We start from the raw sequence: 21,582 nt of genomic DNA on the forward strand, positions 1-21,582 counted from the left end.
GCATGCGGATCGTTCACGCCATCGCCGCCGCCTTGGGCCTGACCATGCTCTCGGCGCCTGCCCATGCCGAGTTCCGCCAGGTGTCCGAGCGGGCGACGTTCCTAGACATCGTGCAGGGGCGCGAGCTGTCGCGCCTCGGCGTCAGTCTCAGGGTCACGCCGGATGGACGGATCACGGGCAGCGCGCTGGGCTTTGACGTGACCGGCAGCTGGGAATGGCGGAACGGCTTTTTCTGCCGGAGCATCGACTACGGCTCGGGACGTCTGCCGAACAACTGCCAGGTCGTCCTCGTGGACAACAGCGGCACGGTCCGGTTCATCGCGGACCAGGGGCAGGGGGATTCGGCCGATCTGAGCCTGCGCTGAGGCGTCGCTCAGAAGTCGATGGCGATGCCCTTCTTCTCCCAGTCGCCATAGCGCACGGGCTCGGGGCCGTCGCGGCCGCCCAGCTCCTTGGGCAGGTCCGGCTCCTTCGCCTTGGCGCGCCGCTCTTCCGCTTCGGCGAGCGCACGTTGCGCGGCCTCGGGCAGATCGTCTCGCGGGGTGTCGGCCATGGGGCGTTCCTTCCGTTGGCGGGCCGGCGTTCTTGTCTCGGCCCAATAACCGATATACGCCGCCGCGGTCCACGCTCAAGCCCGCCCGAGGTCGTACACGCCATGTCCAAACCCGGTCTCGCTCCGCGCCGCGCCGCGCTCGCCCTGATGGAGGGCGTGCTGGAAGAGCGGCGGCTGCTGTCGGAAATGCTGCCGGGCGCGGTCGCGCATCTGGCGCCGGACGAACGCGCGCGGGCGCAGCGGCTGGCGACCGGCGCGCTGCGCTGGCTCGACCGGGCGGACCGATCTCTGGGCCGCTACCTGAAGCGGCGCCCGGACCTCGCCGTGCACAATGCCCTGCGCCTGGCCCTGTTCGAGCTGTGGGTCGACGGGGCCAAGCCCCACGCGGTCGTCGACGGCGCGGTGGCGGCAGTGTCCGCGCGAAAGGAGACGGCCCGGCAGGCCGGCTTCGTCAATGCGGTGCTGCGCAACGTGCTGCGCGACGGGCCCGAGGCGTGGGAGGCGCTGCCGGTGCCGCAACTGCCGAAATGGCTGCGTAAGCCGCTGATCGCCGATTACGGCAAGCCCGCCGTCGCGGCGATGGAGGCCGCGCATGCCGCCGGTGCGCCGCTGGACCTGACCCCGCGGGACGGCGACGTCGCCGCGCTGGCGCAGGCCACCGGCGGCGAGGCCCTGCCCAGCGGGTCGGTGCGGCTGTCGCGCACCACGCAGGTCTCGCGCCTGCCGGGCTATGACGACGGTGCGTTCTGGGTACAGGATGCCGCCGCCGCGCTGGCGGGGCAGGCGCTGGCCGCGGGCAGGGGCGAGCGAGTGCTGGACCTCTGCGCCGCGCCGGGGGGCAAGACGCTGCAATTCGCCGCGACGGGGGCCGCGGTAACGGCTCTGGACATCTCCGAAGGCCGGATGACGCGGGTGAGTGAGAACCTCGCGCGCTGCGGGCTCGAGGCCGAGACAGTGGTGGCGGACGCGCTCGACTGGGAGGGCGGGCCGTTCGACGCGGTGCTGCTGGACGCGCCGTGTTCGGCCACCGGCACGATCCGGCGCCATCCCGACCTGCCGCATGCCAAGGACGGCACCGACTTCCCCGACCTCTTCGCGCTGCAGGAACGCCTGATCGACCGCGCGGTGGCCCTGACCCGTCCCGGCGGGCGGATCGTCTATTGCACCTGTTCGCTGCTGATCGACGAGGGCGAAGAGCAGGTGCGCGACGCGCTGGCGCGCCATCCGGACCTGCGTGTCGACCCCGAGGCCGTCGCGCTGCCGGGCGTCGATCCGTCGTGGATCGGCGACGAGGGCGGCCTGCGGCTGCGCCCGGATTACTGGGGCGAGACGGGCGGCATGGACGGGTTCTTCATCGCCGTGTTCCGGGTTCCGAAGGCCTGAGCGCCCGCAGCCGGTGACAGGCGGCTCCGACCGGCGTAGGCTGCGGTCAACCAGACCCCGCACGAGCGAGGCGATACAGGCCACGTGTCCGAACCGACCCCCTGGAGAGCGCGACGCACGCGCCTTCTGAACCGCTTCCACGCCCGGCTGGCGCTTCTGGCCCGGGCGCAGGGGGGATTTCGCACCGACCCCGAGCCGCGCACCATCGGCACGCCGAGCCGCGGCCAGCAATTGTGCGAGGGGCACTTCCTGTTCGCCGGCGTGCTCGTCGAGGCGCCCGAAACCTCGATCTGGGATCTGCCGACGGCCTCGGCCCGGTTCGAGGACGCCCTGCACGGTTTCGCCTGGCTCGACGATCTCGCCGCCGAGGGCACGCCCCGCGCGCGGCGCAAGGCGCAGGCCTGGATGCAGGAATGGGTGGCCCGGTTCGGGCGCGGCCGCGGTCCGGGCTGGTCGCCCGACGTCACCGGCCGCCGCCTGCTGCGCTGGGTGGCCCATTCGGGGTTCCTGCTGCACGGCGAGGGGCGCACGATGGCGCCGCGCTTTCACCGCAGCCTGGCCCAGCAGGCCCGGTTCCTGTCGCGGAGATGGGTCGCGGCCTCGCCGGGCCTTGGGCGGGTCGAGGCGCTGGTCGGCCTGATCCATGCCGGGCTGACGATGGAGGGAAAGACCCGACTCGTCTCGCCCGCGGTGAAGGCCCTGGGGCGCGAGGCCCGCAAGCTGGTCGATGCGGAGGCGGGCGTCGCCAGCCGCAATCCCGAGGAACTGCTCGACATCTTCGCGCTACTGACCTGGGCGTCGTCGTCGCTGAGCGAGGCGCGCCGATCGTCGAACCCGGACATCGACGGCGCGATCGCGCGGATCGCGCCGACGCTGCGGGCCCTGCGTCACGCCGACGGCGGGCTGGCGCGGTTCCACGGCGGCGGGCGTGGCGCCGAGGGGCGGCTCGACCAGGCGCTCGCGTTTTCCGGCGTCCGGGGTGGGCCGGCGGACGGGATGGCGATGGGATACGTGCGCCTGTCCCACGGCCGCACCACCGTCATCGCGGACGCCGCCGCACCGCCCGAAACGCAGGCCTCGGCGGACGGGCACGCCTCGACCCTCGCGTTCGAGCTTACCTCGGGCCGGCGGCCCGTCATCGTCAATTGCGGCTCGGGCAAGACGTTCGGGCCGAAATGGCGGCGCGCGGGACGGGCCACGGCGTCTCACTCAACGCTAGCGATCGAGGGCTATTCCTCGTCGCGGCTCGGCACCGGCAGGATCGGCGGGTCCGAGTCCGAGCTGCTGGTCGACGCGCCGCGCGACGTGCGGATCGAGCGGCGCGACACCGACCTGTCGAATGGCATCATCGGGGGCCACGACGGCTATCTGCGGACACACGGGCTGACCCATGTTCGGCAGCTGCATCTCAGCATCGACGGGCGGACCCTGCAGGGCGAGGACGTCCTGGCCACCGTCGAGCGCACCGACGAGAAGGCGTTCGATGCGGCGCTCGACCGGGACAACCTGGCGGGGCTGCCGTTCAAGGTGCGGTTCCACCTGCACCCCGATGTGGATGCCGCTCTTGACGTTGGCGGCGCGGCGGTGTCACTCGCGCTCAGAAGTGGCGAGGTATGGGTGTTCCGGCATCACGGCTCCGCCACTCTGACGCTGGAGCCCAGCGTCTATCTCGAAACCGGCCGGCTGGCGCCGCGGGCGACGCAGCAGATCGTTCTGTCGTCGACGGCCACCGAATACGCGACCCGGGTCAGCTGGACGCTGGCCAAGGCGCTGGAGACGCCGAATGCCGTCCGCGACCTGCAAAGGTCGGACGACATGGAACCGGCCTGACAGGACGAGGACAGATGAACGAGATCACCCCGGTGCGCCGCGCGCTGCTATCCGTATCCGACAAGACGGGCCTGGTGGACCTTGCCCGGACGCTGGAGGCGCAGGGGATCGAGCTGGTCTCGACGGGCGGCACGGCCAGCGCGCTGCGCGAGGCCGGGCTGAATGTTGCGGACGTCTCGGACCTGACGGGCTTCCCGGCGATGATGGACGGCCGGGTCAAGACCCTGCACCCAGGTGTCCACGGCGGTCTTCTGGCGCTGCGCGACGACGAGGCTCACGTCGCGGCGATGGACGAGCATGCGATCGCGGCGATCGACCTGCTGGTGGTCAATCTCTATCCCTTCGAGTCGACGGTCGCCGGCGGGGCGGATTACGACACCTGTATCGAGAACATCGATATCGGCGGTCCCGCCATGATCCGCGCGGCGGCCAAGAACCACCGGTTCGTCACCGTCGTCACCGACATCGAGGATTATGTGCCGCTGCAGGAAGAGCTGGCGGCGCATGACGGGGGCACGACGCTGGCCTTCCGCCAGAAGCTCGCGCTGACGGCCTATTCCCGGACGGCGGCCTATGACGCCGCCGTGTCGGGTTGGATGGCCGGCGCGCTGGACGAGCCCGCGCCGCGCCGCCGCAGCGTCTCGGGCACACTGCGCCAGACCATGCGCTACGGAGAAAACCCGCACCAGAACGCCGCGTTCTACGCCGACGGCTCGGCGCGGCCCGGCGTCGCCAGCGCGACGCAGCACCAGGGCAAGGCGCTGAGCTACAACAACATCAACGATACCGACGCGGCCTTCGAGCTCGTGTCCGAGTTCCTGCCCAAGGACGGGCCGGCCTGCGCGATCATCAAGCACGCGAATCCCTGCGGCGTGGCACGTGGGGCGACGCTCGAGGCCGCCTACCGGGCGGCGTTCGATTGTGACCGCACCTCGGCCTTCGGCGGGATCGTGGCGCTGAACGGCATCCTCGACGCGACGACGGCGCGGGCGATCACCGAGATCTTCACCGAGGTTGTCATCGCGCCAGGCGCGGACGATGCGGCGAAGGAGATCTTCGCCGGCAAGAAGAACCTGCGCCTGCTGACGACCGACGGCCTCGCCAACCCGCTGGAGCCGGCGCTGACCTATCGTCAGGTGTCGGGCGGTTTCCTCGTGCAGGACAAGGACGTGGGCCATCCGACCGAGCTGCGCACGGTGACCAAGCGCGCGCCGTCCGAAGCGGAGATGCGCGATCTGCTGTTCGCCTGGACCGTCGCCAAGCACGTCAAGTCGAACGCCATCGTCTATGCCCGCGGCGACGCGACCGTCGGCATCGGCGCCGGCCAGATGAGCCGCGTGGACTCGACGCGGATCGCCGCCCGCAAGGCGCATGACATGGCCGAAGCCCTGGGCCTGGACGCAACGCCGACCCAGGGCGCGGCCGTGGCGTCGGACGCGTTCTTCCCCTTCCCCGACGGGCTTCTCGCCGCGGCCGACGCAGGCGCGACGGCGGTTATCCAACCGGGCGGGTCGGTTCGCGACGACGAGGTCATTGCCGCCGCGGACGAGGCCGGGCTGGCGATGGTCTTTACCGGCATGCGTCACTTCCGCCACTGATCCGATGCGTGTCCTGACCCTCACGGCGGCGGCGGTGTTCCTGCTGGACCAGGTCACGAAGGTGATCGTCGTGCATCTCATGGACCTGCGGTCCGTCGGTGCCATCGACGTGCTGCCGCCGTATCTGAACCTGCGGATGGCGTGGAACTACGGCATCAACTTCGGGCTCCTGTCGGGTCAGGACGCATGGGTGCGCTGGCTGCTGATCGCGGTTGCGCTGGCGATTTCGCTGTGGGTCGTGCTGTGGATGCGGCGCGAGAAGCCGGGGCGCTGGGGCCTGATCTCGGGCGGGCTGCTGGTCGGCGGCGCGCTGGGGAACGTGATCGACCGGTTGCTCTATGGCGCGGTGGCGGATTTCCTGAACATGGCGTGCTGCGGCATCGAGAACCCCTATGCCTTCAACGTGGCGGACATCGCGATCTTCGCCGGCGCGCTGGGACTGGTGCTGTTCACCGGAGGGCGGTCAAAGACCCCGTGACGCTGCGCGGCGGATCGGGTAGACGGGGCTGGAATGCAAAGGAAAGGGGCGTCGATGGGCGCGATGGGACGAGCTCTGTCGGGTGCGGTACTGGCCGCGTCGCTTCTGTCGGGATGTTCCGGCAGCGATCAGCCGATCCTGATGAACCTCCGATCCGAAAGCCGCGGACCGGACGAGTTCGCCATTCTGCCGAACAAGCCCCTGCAGGCGCCGGCCGACATGTCGCAATTGCCCGCTCCGGCGCCGGGCCGGGCCAACCGCAGCGATGCCGATCCCGGCGGTGACGCCGTCGCCGCGCTGGGGGGCAGCCGCGGGGCGCTCAGCGGCGGGGGCGTGCGCGATCAGGCGCTCATCGCCCGCACCACGCGCTTCGGCGTCGATCCGGATATCCGACGGCAACTTGCCGCCGCCGACCTGGAGTATCGCCGCGACCGCGACGGCCGCCTGCTGGAGCGGATTTTCAACGTGAACGTCTATTACAGCGCGTACGAGCCCTACGAACTGGACCAGTACCGCGAACTGGAACGCTTCCGCCGGTCCGGAATCCGCACACCGGCCGCGCCGCCGGAGAGCGTCGAGGACTGACGCGCCGGTCACACAATCGCCAGACCGCTTGCAGCGGGGCGCGGGGAGCGTATCTCAGAGTGTCGAAGCACCCCAGGACGGAGCCTCGATGACCCGCTTGATCGCCCTCGCCGCCTTCGTGGCCGGCTCTTTCACCGCGACACTTTCCGCCAGCGCCGCCGAAACGACGACCTTCACCCTCGACAACGGTCTGGAGGTCGTCGTGCTCGAAGACCACCGGGCGCCGGTCGTGGTGAACATGGTCTGGTACCGGGCCGGTGCCGCGGACGAACCGCCCGGCGCTTCGGGCATCGCGCATTACCTCGAACATCTCCTGTTCAAGGGCACCGACGATCTCGAGCCCGGCGAGTTCTCCGAGGTGGTGGCCGCGAACGGCGGCACTGACAACGCCTTCACCAGCCAGGACACCACCGCCTATTTCCAGCGGGTCGCGGCGGACCGCCTGGGCCTGATGATGGAGATGGAGGCCGACCGCATGCGCGACCTGCAGCTCGACGGCCGCGACATCGCGACCGAGCGGCAGGTGATCCTGGAAGAGCGCAACATGCGCGTCGAGAACGACCCCGGCTCGCTGTTCTCGGAACAGCGCAACGCGGCGCAGTATCTCAACCATCCCTACGGCACCCCGATCATCGGCTGGAAGCACGAGATGGAAAGCCTGACGCTGGATGACGCGCTGGGGTTCTACCGGACCTATTACGCGCCGAACAACGCGGTGCTCGTGGTGGCGGGCGATGTCGAGCCGGACAATGTCCGCGCGCTGGCCGAAGAGCATTTCGGCCCGCTCGAGCCGACCGAGGATCTGCCCGAGCGCGCACGCCCGCAGGAGCCGCCGCAGACCGCCGAGCGTCGCCTCACCTACGAGGATCCGCGGGTCGCGCAGCCCTATGTGATCCGGTCCTACCTCGCCCCCGAGCGGGATTCGGGCGAACAGGAGCGCGCCGCCGCGCTGACGCTGCTGGCAGAGGTGCTGGGCGGCTCGTCGCAGACCTCGGTTCTGGGGCGCGGATTGCAGTTCGACAAGGACATCGCCGTCTACACCTCGGCCTACTACAACGGCACGCAATACGATGACACGACCTTCGGTCTCGTGGTGGTGCCGTCGCAGGATGTCTCGCTGCAAGAGGCAGAGGACGCGCTGGACGCCGAGATCGCCGCTTTCCTCGAGGACGGAGTCGATCCCGAGCAGCTGGAGCGGATCAAGCAGCAGCTGAAGGCCTCGCTGATCTACGAGGAGGACAGCGTGCAGTCGCTGGCCAACCGGTATGGCCGCGCGCTGACCAGCGGTCTGACGATCGAGGATGTCGAGGCCTGGCCCGACGTCCTGCAATCGGTCACGGGCGAGGACATCGTCGCCGCCGCCAGGGACGTGTTCGATCGCGACCGGTCGGTCACCGGCTGGCTCAAGGCGCCCGAGGGGGGCACGCCCGCGCCCGAGACAGCCGCCCAGCCCGCGCCCAGCATCGCCCCGGAGGTGACCCAATGATCCGTATCGCCCTTGCCGCCTGCCTCGCGCTGGCGACCGCCCTGCCTGCGCGCGCCGAGACCGAGGTGCAGCAGGTGACCTCGCCGGGGGGAATCGACGCCTGGCTGGTCGAAGAGCACTCGATCCCGTTCGTCGCGCTCGAACTGCGGTTTCGCGGCGGCTCGGCCCTCGACCCCGAGGGCAAGCGTGGCGCGGTCAACCTGATGACCGCCACGCTCGAAGAAGGCGCCGCCGACATGGACGCCCAGGCCTTCGCCGCCGCGCGCGAGGCGCTGGCGGCGCGCTTCTCCTTCGACGCCCACGACGATGCGATCTCGGTCTCGACCCGCTTCCTGACCGAGAACCGTGACAAGTCGGTCGAGCTTCTGCGCAAGGCGCTGGTCGAGCCGCGCTTCGACGAAGAGGCGGTCGAACGGGTGCGCGGACAGGTTCTGTCGAACATCCGCAGCGAGCAGACCGATCCCAACGCCATCGCCCGCGATACGTGGGACAAGCTCGCCTTCGGCGACCACCCCTATGCCACCGACAGCAGCGGCACCGTCGACAGCGTGACCGGGCTGACGTCGGACGACATGCGCACGGCGCACGACGCGGTGCTGGCGCGCGACCGGATCTATGTCTCGGCCGTGGGCGACATCACGCCCGATGAGCTCGGCACGCTGCTGGACAACCTGCTCGGCGACCTGCCCGAAGAGGGCGCGCCGCTGCCCGACGAGGCCGAGTACGGGCTCGACGGCGGGGTCGAAGTCGTCGATTTCGACACGCCCCAATCGGTGATCCGCTTCGGTCACGAGGGCCTGAAACGCGACGATCCCGACTTCCTGACCGCGTATGTCGTGAACCAGATCTTCGGCGGCAGCGGGTTCGAGAGCCGGTTGATGGAAGAGGTCCGCGTCGAGCGGGGCCTGACCTACGGCATTGGCACCGCGCTGGCCCCTTACGAATTCGCCGAGCTGGTGCTGGGGCAGTCGGCCACGGCCAATGCCCGCGCCGGCGAGACGGTCGAGGTCATCCGCGAGGAATGGCGCCGTCTGTCGGAAGAGGGCGTCACGCAGGACGAGCTGGACGCCGCCAAGAAGTACCTCACCGGCGCCTACCCCCTGCGCTTCGACGGGAACGCCCGGATCGCGGACATCCTCGTTGGGATGCAGATGGACGATCTGAGCCCCGACTACATCGAGAACCGCAACGACATGGTCGAGGCGATCACGCTGGACGAGGCGAACCGCGTGGCGCGTGAGCTCTATGATCCCGAGGCGCTGCAATTCGTCGTGGTGGGGCAGCCCGAGGGCCTCGACGCGGTCAACTAAGCGGTTTCAGAATCGCGGGCGGGCATGCTATCCATTGTGGCATGTCCGTGCCCGACCCCAAGATCAGCCAGGAACGCCCCGCGATTCGTCAACTCGACGAAGCCGCGATCAACCGGATCGCGGCAGGCGAGGTCGTCGAGCGTCCTGCCTCGGCCGTAAAGGAGCTGATCGAGAACGCGCTGGATGCCGGGGCGGTGCGGATCGACGTCGCCTATGCCGATGGCGGCAAGACGATGATCCGCGTCGCCGATGACGGCTGGGGCATGGCCGCCGACGAGCTGCCCGTCGCGCTGGAGCGCCACGCCACCTCGAAGATCGACGGAAGCGACCTGCTGAACATCCGCTCGTTCGGGTTTCGGGGCGAGGCGCTGCCGTCGCTGGGCGCGGTGGGCCGCCTGACCATCACCTCCCGCGTCGCCGGCGCCGAGGGCGCCGTTCTGACCTGCAATGGCGGCCGGATCGATCCCGTGCGCCCCGCCGCCGCCGGGCCGGGCACGATCGTCGAACTGCGCGAGCTGTTCTATGCCACGCCCGCCCGCCTGAAGTTCCTGAGGACCGACCGGGCCGAGGCGCAGGCGATCACCGACGTGGTCAAGCGTCTCGCCATGGCCGAGCCCTTCGTCGGCTTCACCCTGCGCGATGTCAGCGAAGGGGGCGAGGGCCGTGTCACCTTCCGCGCCGACCCCGAGCATGGCGATCTGTTCGACGCCCTGCATGGGCGCCTTTCGCGGGTCCTGGGGCGCGAATTCGTCGAGAACGCCATCGGCATCGACGCCACCCGCGAGGGGCTTAGGCTGACCGGCTATGCCGCGCTGCCGACCTATTCCCGCGGCTCGGCGGTGGCGCAGTACCTCTTCGTCAACGGCCGCCCGGTCCGGGACAAGATGCTGACCGGCGCGCTGCGTGGTGCCTATGCCGACTTTCTCAGCCGCGACCGCCATCCCGCGGCGGTCCTGAACATCGAGTGCGACCCGCAGGCGGTGGACGTCAACGTGCACCCGGCGAAGGCCGAGGTCCGGTTCCGCGAGCCCGGGATCGCGCGCGGGCTGATCGTGTCGGGCCTGCGACACGCGTTGGCGGAGGCCGGGCATCGCGCCTCGACAACCGTGGCCGGTGAGACGCTGGGCGCGATGCGGCCCGAGCCCGCACCGTCCGCCCAGCCCGCGCGCGTATACCAGATGGACCGGCCCTCGCAGCGCGCGCTTCGCGCCTCCTACGCCGCGCAGGTGCCCGATCCGCAGATGCAGGGTTTTGCCGAGACTGCCAGCCCCATGGGCCGCGTCGAGGAGGTCGTCGAAGAACCCGCGCCTGAGCCCGAGGCACCACAACGCCCCCTTGGCGCCGCACGGGCGCAGGTGCACGAGAACTACATCATCGCCCAGACCGGCGACGGCATCGTCATCGTGGATCAGCACGCGGCGCACGAACGGCTCGTCTACGAGACGCTGAAACGGCAGCTCGCCGACAATGGCGTCGCAGCGCAGGCGCTGCTGATCCCCGAGATCGTCGAGATGTCCGAGGGCGACGCGGCGCGGCTGCTGGAGACGGCCGACGACCTCGCGCGGCTTGGCCTGACGGTCGAGGCGTTCGGTCCCGGCGCAGTGGCCGTCCGCGAGACCCCCGCGATTCTCGGGCAGGTCGATGCGACCGCACTGATCCGCGACGTGCTGGACGAACTGGCGGACGCGGGCGACAGCCGCTCGGTGCAGGAGCGGATCGAGGCGATTCTCAGTCGCGTCGCCTGCCACGGCTCGGTCCGGTCCGGGCGTTGGATGAAGGCGGACGAGATGAACGCCCTCCTGCGTCAGATGGAGGACACACCCCATTCCGGCCAGTGCAACCACGGGCGCCCGACCTATGTCGAACTCAAGCTCTCGGACATCGAGCGGCTGTTCGGCCGGACCTGACGCCGGGTGCGGGATAGACAAGCCGCGCCAAATAATGTGATGCTCTCGGACGATACCACAATTTCTGGGATTCCGTTCATGCCGATCGACGTCGATCCGCTGCACCTGGCGCTGGGGGTCCTGGCGGCGCTGTTCCTTGTCGTGACCCTTGCGCTGGCCATGCGGTCGGCCCGCCTGCGCGATGCGCGGGCCGAGCTGCATCGCCTCCGCCGGCAGTCCGAGGAACTGGCGACGCTCCGCGCCGAGGCGCGGCGGCTGCCGCAGCTCGAGGACGAGACCCGCAACCTGCGCGCGGAGCGCGACGAAGAGGGGCGGGCCCGCGCGGCGGCCGAGCAGGAGTTGCGTAGCGTCCGCGAGGCACACGAGGCGCGGCTTGAAGAGCTGCGCGGCATGAAGAAGGACCTCGAGGACCGCTTTTCGTCATTGGCGAGCGGTGCGCTCAAGAACAATTCCGAGGCGTTCCTGGGGCTCGTGACCGAGCGCTTCGACAAGCACAAGAAGGACGCCGCGGACGACCTGGGCAAGCGTCAGGAGGCGATCCAGAACCTCGTGAAGCCGCTGAACGAAAAGCTCGGCACCTTCGACCAGCGCATCCAGGAGATCGAGAAGGCAAGGAACGAGGCCTACGGCGCGATCCAGGCGCAGGTGCAGGAACTGGCGAAGGGCCAGCAGAGCCTCGGAACCGAGACACGGCGGCTGGTGCAGGCGTTGCGCGCGCCCAAGACGCGCGGCCGCTGGGGCGAGATGCAGTTGCGCCAGGTGTTCGACATGGCCGGCATGGCCGAGCACGTCGATTACAGCCTCGAGGACACGATGAGCACCGACAGCGGCCTGCGCCGCCCCGACGCCATCGTGCGCATTCCCGGCGGCAAGAGCATCGTCGTGGACGCCAAGACCCCGCTCGAGGCGTATCTCGACGCGATCGAGGCCGACACGCCCGATCTTCAGGCGCAGCAACTCAAGCGGCACGCCTCGCAGGTCCGCAGCCACGTGAAACAGCTGGCGTCGAAGGCCTACCAGGACCAGATCGCCGAGACGCCGGATTTCATCGTGATGTTCATTCCCGGCGAGACCTTCGTGTCCGCCGCCGCCGAAGCCGATCCGGGGCTGATCGAGTACGCCTTCGAGAACAAGGTGCTGATCGCCACGCCGACGACGCTGATGGCGCTGGTCAAGGCCATCGCCTATGGCTGGCAGCAGGAGAGGATGGCCGAGAACGCCGCCGAGGTGCAGAAGGTCGCCAAGGAGCTCTACGAACGGCTCGCGGTGTTTGCCGGGCACCTCGACAAGGTGGGCAGCAGCCTGAAAAGCTCGACCGAGGCCTACAACAAGGCCATCGGCTCGCTCGAGACGCGGATTCTGCCCTCGGCCCGCAAGTTCGAACAGATGGGCGTCGTCAGTCAGCAGAAGACCATCGACGACCCAAAGGGCGTCGAGACGGAGCCGCGCAAGCTCACGGCGTCCGAGTTCGTCGGAGAGTAGTGGTCAGATCCGCAGGAAGGACTGCGCGATGCGTGGGATCATGCCCTTGAAGCGCAGCGGCGCGTCGGTGGCGGCGAGACAGATGCAGTCCTCGCCTTCTTCGGCGACGGGCGTGTGTTCGAGCTCTTCGTCCGCGACTTCGACGTCGCCGCGGGCGAAGCGGTCGGTTTCGTCCCGGAAGGCACCTTGCAGCACGAGCGTCAGCTCCATTCCCCTGTGCCCGTGATCCGGCACGGCCATGCCGGCCGGAATCCGCAGAAGTCGCACGCGCGCTTCATTCGAGGTGGGCAGCAGCGCGTCGCGAACGCCGCCCCCGATGCTGCGCCAGGGCACGCTGTCCAGCCCGCCGCCGACATACGAGGTCAGCGGCGCGGGAAGGGTGCCGTCCCTTTCGGGCTGGTGCGTCGCGCGCGAGACCTCGGGGTCCTCGTCGATGCGGGCAAGCGTCGCTTGCAGCGCGCCGGGCGCCATCGCGCGGGGGGGCGAGGTGTCCAGGATCGCGCCACCCACGGCATCGAACGATCCTGCGCGGGCCCGGCACTCGTCGCAGAGCGACAGGTGCGTGGCGATCAGCACGTTGAAAGCCTCGGCAAGACTGCCGGCCGCATAGCCCATCAGCAGATCGTCGGGCAGGTGATGTCGGATCGTCTCCATGTCGGTTCGTTAACCCATTTTGTGGCGCAATCTCTCCAGCGCCAGCCGTATCCTCGATTTGATCGTGCCCAGCGGCAGGCCCGTCTCGGCGGCGATCTCGCTGTGGGTGAGATCTGCGAAATAGGCGCGTTCGATCAGTTGCCTCTGCTTCTCGGGCAGGTCCGCCAACGCCGCGGCCAGCCGGTCCGAGTCCTGTTGCAGCGCGACCACGTCTTCCTGGTCCGGCTCGGCCTCGGGCCCCCAGGGAAGATCCTCGGGCTCGGGGCGGCGCTGCTTGCGCAGCGTGTCGATCCGACGGTTCCGCGCGATGGTGAAGATCCACGTCGCCGGGCTGGCGCGGCCGGGATCGTAGAGATGCGCCTTGTTCCAGAGCGTCGCCATGACGTCCTGGGCGCAATCCTCGGCCTGGGCCTCTGTCGCGCCGGAGCGCATGAGGAACGCTTTAACCCGCGGGGCGAAGTGTCCGAACACCTCGGCGAAGGCCTCCTGGTCCCGGTCATGTCGAATCCGCGACAGGTGCTCCGTCCAGTCGGCGTCGATCGTATCGGGCATCATGCGCCGCCTTCCGGCACGCGACGGCCGCGCCATGCGCAGTGACGCGGGGGGCGGCACCGGGGTTGCCGGGGCGAGAAGGATGTGGTCATCGCGCAACATGACATCGTTACGCGGTATCCTCGCACATGGATCACCGGAGCGTGCATTTTTGCATTAATCCGTTTCCCGAACGCTAACGTAGCAGAACGTAACGATCATAATAGGACCAGTCATGCCATTCGAAACCGCCCGTGCCGCACGAAAGCGTATCGCCGTCATCGGAGGTGGCATTTCGGGGCTCGGGGCCGCCCATGCGCTTTGTCCGGACCATGACGTCGTCCTGTTCGAGGCCGAGCCGCGGCTGGGCGGACACGCGCGCACCGTCCTGGCCGGCAAGCGGGGCGATCAGCCGGTCGATACCGGGTTCATCGTGTTCAACCGCGTGAACTATCCCAACATGGTGGCGCTGTTCGACGATCTCGACGTGCCCATCGCGCCGAGCGACATGAGCTTCGGCGCGTCGATCGGCGGCGGCTGGCTGGAATACGGTCTGCGCGATCTGCGCGCGATTCTGGCCCAACCGCGCAACGCGGCGCGGCCGGCCTTCTGGGCGATGATCCGCGACATCCTGCGGTTCAATGCCCACGCGCTCGAGATGTCCGACGACACGGACATCACCATCGGCGCGTTTCTCGATCGGCTGGGCACGGGGGACTGGTTCCGCGACTATTACCTGCTGCCGCTGTCGGGCGCGATCTGGTCCACGCCGGCCAGCCGTATCCTTGACTTTCCGGCCCACGCGCTGATCCAGTTCTTTCACAATCACGCCCTGTTGCATCACACCGGACAGCATACCTGGTACACCGTCCAGGGTGGCTCGGTCGAATACGTGCGGCGGTTGGCGGCGCGGCTGGCCTCGCGCGGGGTCGACCTGCGCACGGCCGCGCCGGTCCAGTCGGTGCGGCGCATCGGTCCGGGGATCGAGGTCAAGGCACGGGGCGGCACGGCAGAGGGGTTCGACGAAGTGGTATTCGCCACCCATTCCGACGACGCGCTTCGGCTGCTTGCCGACCCGACGCGGACCGAGCGCGATGCGCTCGGCGACGTGCGCTATCAGCCGAACCGTGCCATCCTGCATGCCGACGCGGCGATGATGCCCCGCCGGCGGGCTGCCTGGTCGTCGTGGAACTATGCCGAGGCCGCCGACAAGGTGGAGGAACGTATCGACCTGACCTACTGGATGAACTCGCTGCAGCCGATCCCCAAGGACGATCCCCTGTTCGTGACCCTCAACACCACGCGCGAGATCGATCCGGCCTTGATCCACGACGAGGTCGAGTTCCGGCATCCCGTCTACGATCTGGCGGCGCTGCGGGCGCAGGAGACGATCCGGCGCGCCAACGGGACCCACAACACCTGGTTCTGCGGGGCGTGGATGCGCAACGGCTTTCACGAGGACGGGCTGGCGAGCGCGCTCGACGTCGTCGAGGCGCTGAACCGGACCTCGCCGCTGGCGGTCGCGGCAGAGTGACCGGAACGCTCGACCATATCGCCGGAGAGACGTTCCACGGCCGCAAGGGCGCCGTGCAGAACGCCTTCCGCTATGGCGTGGATTACCTGTTGCTGGAGCCCGAGGCCAAGCTGCGCGAGCCGCCGCTGTTTTCCCGCAACCGCGCGGGCCTGACCTCGCTGCACGACGTCGATCACGGCGGGGTGCCGCGGCATGGCGCGGGGGCTGGGTGGGCGCGGCACGTGCTGGCAGCGCACGGTCTGTCGGACCTGACCGGCGGGCGGCTTCTGCTGCTCGCGCAGCCCCGCGTCCTGGGACACGTCTTCAACCCGGTGAGCTTCTGGCTGGCGCATGACGCCGATGGCGGTCTCCGGGCCGTGATCGCGGAGGTGAGCAATACCTTCGGCGATCGTCATTCCTATCTGTGCCACCACGCGGACGGGCGCGTGATCGAGCCCGGCGACCGGATGACGGCGGCGAAGATCTTTCACGTCTCGCCCTTCCAGCCCATCGGGGGGGGCTATGTCTTCCGCTTCGATATCGGGGACGACCGGATCGGCATCTGGATCGACTACACCAGCGAGGAGGGCGGGCTTTATGCCACGCTCACCGGCTGGCGGCAGCCCCTGACGGCCGGTCGCATCGTCGGGATGTGCCTGCGGCGCCCGTTCGGCTCGCGCCGCGTGCTGGGGCTGATCCACTGGCAGGCCCTGCGCCTGTGGTGGAAGGGCGCCCGGTACCGTGTCCGCCCCCTCCCGCCCGAGAACGACGTCAGCGGATGACCCGCGCGGCGGGTCTGCCCGGCTACGCCGTGTTCGGCGGCCTGCTCGCGAGCGCGGGGCTACCGATCTATATCCACGCGCCTAAGTTCTACGTCGATGCCTACGGCGTGAGCCTGTCGGCCCTCGGCGCCGTCCTGTTCGTTCTGCGGCTGATCGACGTGGTGCAGGACCCGGCGCTGGGATGGCTGGCGCAGCGGGTGCAGCGGTTCCGGGCTCTTGCGGTCGCGATCGGCGCGGCGGTGATGGTGGTGTCGATGCTGGGGCTCTTCGCCGTGCCGCCGCCGCTGCCGCCGGCGGCGTGGTTCGCGCTGACGCTGACGGGTTTGTTCAGCGGGTTCAGCTTCCTGACGATCAACTTCTACGCCCAGGGCGTGCAGAAGGCCGCGGAAATGGGATCGGGCGGCCACACGCGCCTTGCCGCATGGCGCGAGACGGGGGCGCTGCTCGGCGTCTGCGCGGCGGCCGTGGCGCCGACATTGCTGGCGGGGGCACCGGGCGGGGCGTTCCTGTGGTTCGCGCTGGCCTTTGTCGTCGTGGCGGTGGTCTCGGTCCTTGCGATGCGAGGCGAGTGGCGGGGCGACGCGGTCCCGGAGGCGGGAGCGGGCGGCTTTGCCGTCGTGCTGCGGGATTCCACGGCCCGGCGCCTTCTGCTGATCGCCCTTGTCAACGCCACGCCGGTGGCCGTCACCTCGACCCTCTTCCTGTTCTTCGTGGAAAGCCGTCTTGCCGCGCCGGGATGGGAGGGGCCGCTGCTGGTGCTGTTCTTCCTGTCGGCCGCCGCGTCGGCGCCGGCCTGGGGCGCGCTGGCCCGGCGGTTCGGCCGCAAGAGCGTGCTGCTCGCCGGGATGGTCCTGGCAGTCGTGTCGTTCGGTTTTGCCGCGCGGCTCGGCGCGGGCGACGTGGTGCCCTTCGCGGTGATCTGCGTCGCGTCGGGGGCGACCCTGGGGGCGGACATGACGCTCTTGCCGGCCATCTTCGCCGCCCGCATGGCCCGCGTGTCGCCGGATGCGGCACAGGCGTTCGGGCTGTGGTCCTTCGTCTCGAAAGTGACGCTGGCCATCGCCGCCGTAGCGCTGTTGCCGATTCTCGAAACGGCCGGTTTCGAATCAGGAACCGACAACCCGGACTCGGCGCTGAGAGTCCTCACGTGGCTCTACGCGCTGGTCCCGTGCGGCCTCAAATGCGTGGCAATCGCCCTGCTGATCGCAACGGACATCGAAAGCGAGGAGACATGACCGGATTGCTCTATTTCGCACTCGGGATCGCGGTCGTGTGGTCGTTCTGGCTGGCGCGGCACCGGATGCTGTCATTCCAGGCGCAGCGTGCCGCGGATTACGAGCATTTCGGGCCCGAATTCGTCCTGTCGCGGCACTTGGCGGGGGCGTTGGTGTGCCACGGCGTGATCTACGGTCCGTCGGGTCGGGTCGTGTCGCGGTTCGTCGCGGACATGACCGGCGAATGGACCGAGAGCGGCGGCGTCCTGCGCGAGTCCTTCCGGTTCGACAGCGGCGCGACGCAGGAACGGGCCTGGCATCTGACGCTGGCGCCCGACGGCACGATCCGCGCCGAGGCCGACGACATCGTCGGCCATGGCAGCGGCGCGATGGGCGGTCCGTGCGTGGGGCTCACCTATCGCATCAAACTGCCCGAGGATGCCGGTGGTCACACGCTCGACGTTGTCGACTGGATGCATCTCCTCGACAACGGCGTGATAATGAACCGCAGTCAGTTTAGGAAGTTCGGCGTGAAGGTCGCCGAGCTGGTTGCGACGATCGAAAGGAAGAGGGAAGCAGCATGAGAGAGTGGCAGGGTAAGCGGTACTGGATCGTCGGGGCATCGGCCGGGCTCGGCGCCGCGGTCGCGCGAAAGCTCAGCAAGGTGGGGGCGCATCTCGTGCTGAGCGCCCGCGACGAGGACGATCTGAAATCCGTCGCCGCGGACCTGCCGGGCCGGGCCGAAATCGTGCCCTGCGACGTGCAGGACAACGACAGCGTGAAGCGCGCCACCGAGGCGGCGGGCGACATCGACGGCCTGATCTGGATGGGCGGCGCCTATTGGCCGCAGAAGGCGACCGAGTGGAACGCCGAGCAGGTCGAGACAATGTTCGACGTCAACCTGACCGGGGCGGCGCGCGTGCTGGGACAGGTGGTGCCGAAATTCGTCGAGCGTGACCGCGGCCACATCGTCCTGACCGGCTCGCTGTCCGGGTTCCGCGGGCTGCCCGGCGCGACCGGTTACGGCGCCTCGAAGGCAGGGCTGATGTACCTTGCGGAAGGCATGTATGCCGATCTGCGCAACACCGGCGTCGACGTGCAACTGGTCAATCCGGGCTTCGTCCGCACGCGCCTGACGGACAAGAACGACTTCAAGATGCCGTTCATCATGGACCCCGACCCCGCGGCGTCGATCATCTTCGAGCACATCAACGGCGACGGCTTCAAGCGGAACTTCCCCGCGCATTTCGGCGCGATGTTCCGTCTCAGCCAGTTCCTGCCCGATGCGCTGTACTACCGGCTGGTGTCGTGACGCCTCACAGGCGGTCGAGCGTGGAGACATGCTGGGCTAGGGGTTCGATCTCGCCCAGGAACCGCTCGACCATCTCGGTGTCGGACGGGGCGCCGTGCACGCCGGGCGTGAACTCGCCGTCCGCGGCCGCCTGCGCGGCGAGCGCCACGTGGGTCGAGACAAGCCGGGCCATCGCGGACCCCTTGTCGTCGCCGCGGGCGTCCATGACGCAGGTCTTGTGCCAAACGACCGTCCCGTCGTGCGTTGCCGAGAGGTCAAGGTAGAGGACGACCCGATCCGCCTCGTCCGCGGCATAGGCGTGCGCGGTGCCCAGCGTCTCGGCCATCTCGCGCAACCGCATCTCGCCCTCGGGCCCGTCGAGTGTCTCGATCTCGTGCAGGACCGGCTTCCAGGCCTCGGCCCAGCCGAGAGGGCGCAGGGTGCCGCGCACGATGTCGCGCACCCTGAGGTCGGGATGCAGCCTGTAATCCTCCAGCAGGGGCAGGGCGTTGCCCGCGGGATAGACCTCGAACTCTTCCGGCCGGGGCAGGGGCAGGGACGTCCGGGACATCGCCTGCCAGGGGCGTGGCGACTGGTTGATCTCGAACGCACGCAGTGATTGCGCCGGGATCTGCAGGGCGCGCAGCATCTCCAACGGAGACCAACTGAACTTGTAGCGGTCGCCGCCCGGTGCGGTCGGAAAGCCGCCGCTGAAGCTGAAGAGAGACACCTCGTTCGCCGGGTCGAAGGCGTCCGAGGCGCGGTAGTCGGCCAGCATCCGGTGGGCCAGCAGGTGATCGATGCCGGGGGCGAGGCCGACCTCGTTGACCATCGCGACCTCGGCATTGTGGGCCAGATCGTCCAATCCGCGCATCTCGGCGGTGAGCTCGCCGGGCGACACGAAATGGGCGTACTGGTTCGCCGCCATGTCGGCCAGCGGGGCCTGCCATTCCGCGGGCAGCATCGAGACCACGACATCGCCCGCCTCGAGCACGTTCTTGACCAGCGCGGGGTCGAACGTCTCGATCCGGTCGGTCAGGTCGCCGACGGCCGCGCGGGCGTGTTCCGGCGTGCGGTTCCAGACCGTGACGTCCAGCCCCTCGGACAGCAGGCGACGAAGGCCGGGCGTCGCGCTCAGGCCGGTGCCGCACCAGTGGATGGTCATGGCGTGCCCTTTCCCCCTTTGTCAGAGCGCCTCGATGGCGCGGTCGAACTCCACCCTCGCACGGGCCCAGGGGCCCTCGTCCAGCCCGTCGAGCAGGCGCAGCGTCGGCAGGAGCTGCTTTGCGAAGTCCTCGGAGCTTTCCAGCGGCAGCATCGCGGGCAGGTTGTCGATGGCCATCACGTCCAGCGGCGGCACATCGTGCACGCGGCGCACCGGGCTGTCCCAGGTGGTGCCGCGGTCGTAGACCTTGATGGGGGAATAGTCCGAGCCGGGGTCGCAGGCGATGTCCCCGATCACCGACAGCGCGCGGATCGCCTCGGTGGCGTCGGGCTCGACGAAGACCGGGCTGCCGGGCCGGGCGAGGATGCAGTTCAGCAGGATGTGGTGCGACAGGACCTGCGGGAACGGTCCGCCTCCGGCGGTCTCGGCCATGTCCCACAGCGTCGGGCGTACGCTCAGGGCCGAGCAGAGATCGCGTGCGCCGGTGCCCACCCGCCCCAGAGCCCCGATGATCAGCGCGTTGGGCCGCGACGCGCCCGCTGCCATCAGCTCGGCCTGGACCAAGGCAAACAGATCGCGCGACGTATCGTGCGCCGTGACCCGGCCGCAGAGGCCGCCTTGCTGCTGCGCCGCCCAGGCCAAGAGCGAGACCGCCGCCCCGGCATAGCCCGCCCAGTAGCCGAACGCCGCGACGCGCCGCCCGTCCTCGTCGGTCAGGTATTCCAGGTCGTACAGGACGCCCCCGCCCGCGCGGAACCGCTCGAGCAGCTTCCGCCCCTCGGGCTGGCCCTTGTAGGCGTGGCCGAACATCACGTGCCGGTGCGTCAGCGGCGTGCCGTCGTCCGGCAGGTCCTTGAGCCCCAGCACGATCGCGTCGTCGGGCGCCTCGCGCCAGGCGCCCTCGGGCGCCACGTCGGCCCCGGCGGTGCGATAGCCGTCGATCGCGATGGCGCGGCGGTCGCTGTCCTCGACCGTCACGTCGAAGCCCTGCGCGATCAGCGAGGCGGCGCCCTGGGGCGTCAGCCCGACGCGGGCCTCGTCGGAGCGGTGTTCGGCGCGGACCCAGAGATGTGTCATCGCGGTCTCCTCAGAAGGTGGTGCGCGCCGTCGCGCGGTCAGGCGGGTCGAGATGCGGGGTCGCGTTGAACCCCGCGAGGATCATCTGCCGTCCGCGCACGTGAACCCGATGGATCGAGCTGTTGCGGATCGGCATGAGGATATGGGCGAAACGGGTCGGGTCCAGCCGCAGGATGTGCCGCAGCGCCATCGCGATGACCCCGCCCGAGGTGACGGCCAGGACGCGCCGGCCCTCTTGCGCGGCGTCAATCAGCGCTTCGGTCACGCGGGATTCGAAGGCGTCGAACGTCTCGTTGCCGCGAATCTCGGCCCGGTGCCACGCCTCCATGACCTTGGGGACGTGGTCCGCGAAGGCCTCGGCATCGGGGAAGGGGACGCCGTGGGTCTCTTCCAGCGCCTTGCCGAGGTTGAAGTAATCCATCTCGTCGAACCGCGGATCGACCTGCACGCGCGAGAAGTCCAGCCCCATCGCTTCGGCCGTTTCACGATGCCGTCGCAGACCGCCGGCAAGATGGGTGTCGAAGCGTTCGCCCTGCGCAGCCAGCCATTCGCCGAGCCACGCCGATTGTTGGCGGCCCAGGTCGGTCAGGCGGTCGTATCCGTCCTCGTCCTTGGCTTCGGAATTGGCCTGCCCGTGTCGGACAAGAACGATTTCGCCCATGCGTCTCTCCCGTTGCGTCACGTTCGGCCTATCGGCTCACCGGCCGAATGCCAATGCGCGCGCATGGCGCAAATCCGGACAG

Annotated in this window: 21 protein-coding genes; 15 read left to right on the forward strand and 6 right to left on the reverse strand. The window is 69.3% G+C overall.

What is annotated here, in order from left to right:
- Positions 1-2: 2 nt before the first annotated feature.
- The gene (locus BMZ25_RS15375; RefSeq protein WP_092695179.1) at positions 3-365 is read left to right on the forward strand and encodes a hypothetical protein; all 363 of its coding nucleotides are present in this window, start codon (positions 3-5) and stop codon (positions 363-365) included.
- A gap of 8 nt (positions 366-373) precedes the next feature.
- Here BMZ25_RS15375 and BMZ25_RS15380 read toward each other — a convergent pair whose 3' ends face one another.
- Positions 374-553, reverse strand: coding sequence for a DUF1674 domain-containing protein (locus BMZ25_RS15380; RefSeq protein WP_092695181.1), 180 nt, complete (start codon positions 551-553; stop codon positions 374-376).
- A 102-nt stretch (positions 554-655) separates the two neighbouring features.
- On the opposite strand from BMZ25_RS15380, the gene BMZ25_RS15385 reads away from it, so the two are divergent.
- The 9 genes from BMZ25_RS15385 to rmuC all read left to right on the forward strand — a co-directional run bounded on the left by BMZ25_RS15385 (position 656) and on the right by rmuC (position 12,612).
- A complete protein-coding gene (locus BMZ25_RS15385) occupies positions 656-1,936 on the forward strand; it encodes an RsmB/NOP family class I SAM-dependent RNA methyltransferase (RefSeq protein WP_092695183.1) in 1,281 nt (426 codons plus the stop codon).
- An 84-nt stretch (positions 1,937-2,020) separates the two neighbouring features.
- Entirely contained in the window at positions 2,021-3,766 is a 1,746-nt protein-coding gene (locus tag BMZ25_RS15390; protein ID WP_092695185.1) for a heparinase II/III family protein, read from the forward strand.
- A gap of 14 nt (positions 3,767-3,780) precedes the next feature.
- Positions 3,781-5,364 carry a bifunctional phosphoribosylaminoimidazolecarboxamide formyltransferase/IMP cyclohydrolase gene (gene purH, locus BMZ25_RS15395; RefSeq protein WP_092695187.1) on the forward strand — a complete coding sequence of 528 codons (1,584 nt, stop codon included), beginning with the start codon at positions 3,781-3,783 and terminating at the stop codon, positions 5,362-5,364.
- A gap of 4 nt (positions 5,365-5,368) precedes the next feature.
- Positions 5,369-5,842 (forward strand): signal peptidase II, encoded by a 474-nt coding sequence (lspA, locus tag BMZ25_RS15400; protein ID WP_092695189.1) that lies wholly within the window; start codon positions 5,369-5,371, stop codon positions 5,840-5,842.
- Between the two features lie 63 nt (positions 5,843-5,905).
- Positions 5,906-6,427, forward strand: coding sequence for a DUF3035 domain-containing protein (locus BMZ25_RS15405; RefSeq protein ID WP_408033444.1), 522 nt, complete (start codon positions 5,906-5,908; stop codon positions 6,425-6,427).
- An 88-nt stretch (positions 6,428-6,515) separates the two neighbouring features.
- A complete protein-coding gene (locus BMZ25_RS15410; protein ID WP_092695193.1) occupies positions 6,516-7,913 on the forward strand; it encodes a M16 family metallopeptidase in 1,398 nt (465 codons plus the stop codon).
- Positions 7,910-9,223, forward strand: coding sequence for a M16 family metallopeptidase (locus BMZ25_RS15415; protein WP_092695194.1), 1,314 nt, complete (start codon positions 7,910-7,912; stop codon positions 9,221-9,223). The genes BMZ25_RS15410 and BMZ25_RS15415 overlap by 4 nt, the downstream gene beginning before the upstream one ends.
- A 41-nt stretch (positions 9,224-9,264) precedes the next feature.
- The gene (mutL, locus tag BMZ25_RS15420) at positions 9,265-11,130 is read left to right on the forward strand and encodes a DNA mismatch repair endonuclease MutL (RefSeq protein WP_092695196.1); all 1,866 of its coding nucleotides are present in this window, start codon (positions 9,265-9,267) and stop codon (positions 11,128-11,130) included.
- A 78-nt stretch (positions 11,131-11,208) separates the two neighbouring features.
- Positions 11,209-12,612 carry a DNA recombination protein RmuC gene (rmuC, locus tag BMZ25_RS15425; protein WP_235859894.1) on the forward strand — a complete coding sequence of 468 codons (1,404 nt, stop codon included), beginning with the start codon at positions 11,209-11,211 and terminating at the stop codon, positions 12,610-12,612.
- A 3-nt stretch (positions 12,613-12,615) separates the two neighbouring features.
- Here rmuC and BMZ25_RS15430 read toward each other — a convergent pair whose 3' ends face one another.
- Positions 12,616-13,266 carry a ChrR family anti-sigma-E factor gene (locus BMZ25_RS15430; RefSeq protein WP_092695198.1) on the reverse strand — a complete coding sequence of 217 codons (651 nt, stop codon included), beginning with the start codon at positions 13,264-13,266 and terminating at the stop codon, positions 12,616-12,618.
- Positions 13,267-13,275: 9 nt separating this feature from the next.
- On the reverse strand, positions 13,276-13,818 hold the full coding sequence (locus BMZ25_RS15435; protein WP_408033445.1) for a sigma-70 family RNA polymerase sigma factor: 543 nt from the start codon (positions 13,816-13,818) through the stop codon (positions 13,276-13,278).
- A 214-nt stretch (positions 13,819-14,032) separates the two neighbouring features.
- Between BMZ25_RS15435 and BMZ25_RS15440 the strand changes: the two genes are divergently transcribed.
- The 5 genes from BMZ25_RS15440 to BMZ25_RS15460 are packed head-to-tail and all read left to right on the forward strand — an operon-like array spanning position 14,033 to position 18,618.
- The gene (locus BMZ25_RS15440) at positions 14,033-15,331 is read left to right on the forward strand and encodes an NAD(P)/FAD-dependent oxidoreductase (RefSeq protein WP_092695202.1); all 1,299 of its coding nucleotides are present in this window, start codon (positions 14,033-14,035) and stop codon (positions 15,329-15,331) included.
- Positions 15,328-16,092, forward strand: coding sequence for a DUF1365 domain-containing protein (locus tag BMZ25_RS15445; protein ID WP_092695204.1), 765 nt, complete (start codon positions 15,328-15,330; stop codon positions 16,090-16,092). The genes BMZ25_RS15440 and BMZ25_RS15445 overlap by 4 nt, the downstream gene beginning before the upstream one ends.
- Positions 16,089-17,327 carry an MFS transporter gene (locus BMZ25_RS15450; protein ID WP_092695206.1) on the forward strand — a complete coding sequence of 413 codons (1,239 nt, stop codon included), beginning with the start codon at positions 16,089-16,091 and terminating at the stop codon, positions 17,325-17,327. Before BMZ25_RS15445 ends, BMZ25_RS15450 begins: the two co-directional genes overlap by 4 nt.
- Positions 17,324-17,890, forward strand: a complete 567-nt coding sequence (locus tag BMZ25_RS15455) for a DUF3833 family protein (protein ID WP_092695208.1) — start codon at positions 17,324-17,326, stop codon at positions 17,888-17,890. The genes BMZ25_RS15450 and BMZ25_RS15455 overlap by 4 nt, the downstream gene beginning before the upstream one ends.
- A complete protein-coding gene (locus BMZ25_RS15460) occupies positions 17,887-18,618 on the forward strand; it encodes an SDR family NAD(P)-dependent oxidoreductase (protein WP_092695210.1) in 732 nt (243 codons plus the stop codon). The genes BMZ25_RS15455 and BMZ25_RS15460 overlap by 4 nt, the downstream gene beginning before the upstream one ends.
- Positions 18,619-18,622: 4 nt before the next feature.
- Here the strand turns inward: BMZ25_RS15460 and BMZ25_RS15465 are convergent, their stop codons facing one another.
- From BMZ25_RS15465 to BMZ25_RS15475, 3 genes are read right to left on the reverse strand one after another with little or no spacing between them, the layout of a single operon-like run.
- Positions 18,623-19,762, reverse strand: coding sequence for a saccharopine dehydrogenase C-terminal domain-containing protein (locus BMZ25_RS15465; protein WP_092695212.1), 1,140 nt, complete (start codon positions 19,760-19,762; stop codon positions 18,623-18,625).
- 21 nt (positions 19,763-19,783) lie between these two features.
- A complete protein-coding gene (locus BMZ25_RS15470) occupies positions 19,784-20,839 on the reverse strand; it encodes a saccharopine dehydrogenase (RefSeq protein WP_092695214.1) in 1,056 nt (351 codons plus the stop codon).
- 10 nt (positions 20,840-20,849) lie between these two features.
- Positions 20,850-21,500 carry a histidine phosphatase family protein gene (locus BMZ25_RS15475; RefSeq protein ID WP_092695216.1) on the reverse strand — a complete coding sequence of 217 codons (651 nt, stop codon included), beginning with the start codon at positions 21,498-21,500 and terminating at the stop codon, positions 20,850-20,852.
- Positions 21,501-21,582 lie beyond the last annotated feature (82 nt).

Origin of the sequence: Tranquillimonas rosea (assembly GCF_900111315.1) — a bacterium.
GTDB classification, from domain to species: domain Bacteria; phylum Pseudomonadota; class Alphaproteobacteria; order Rhodobacterales; family Rhodobacteraceae; genus Tranquillimonas; species Tranquillimonas rosea.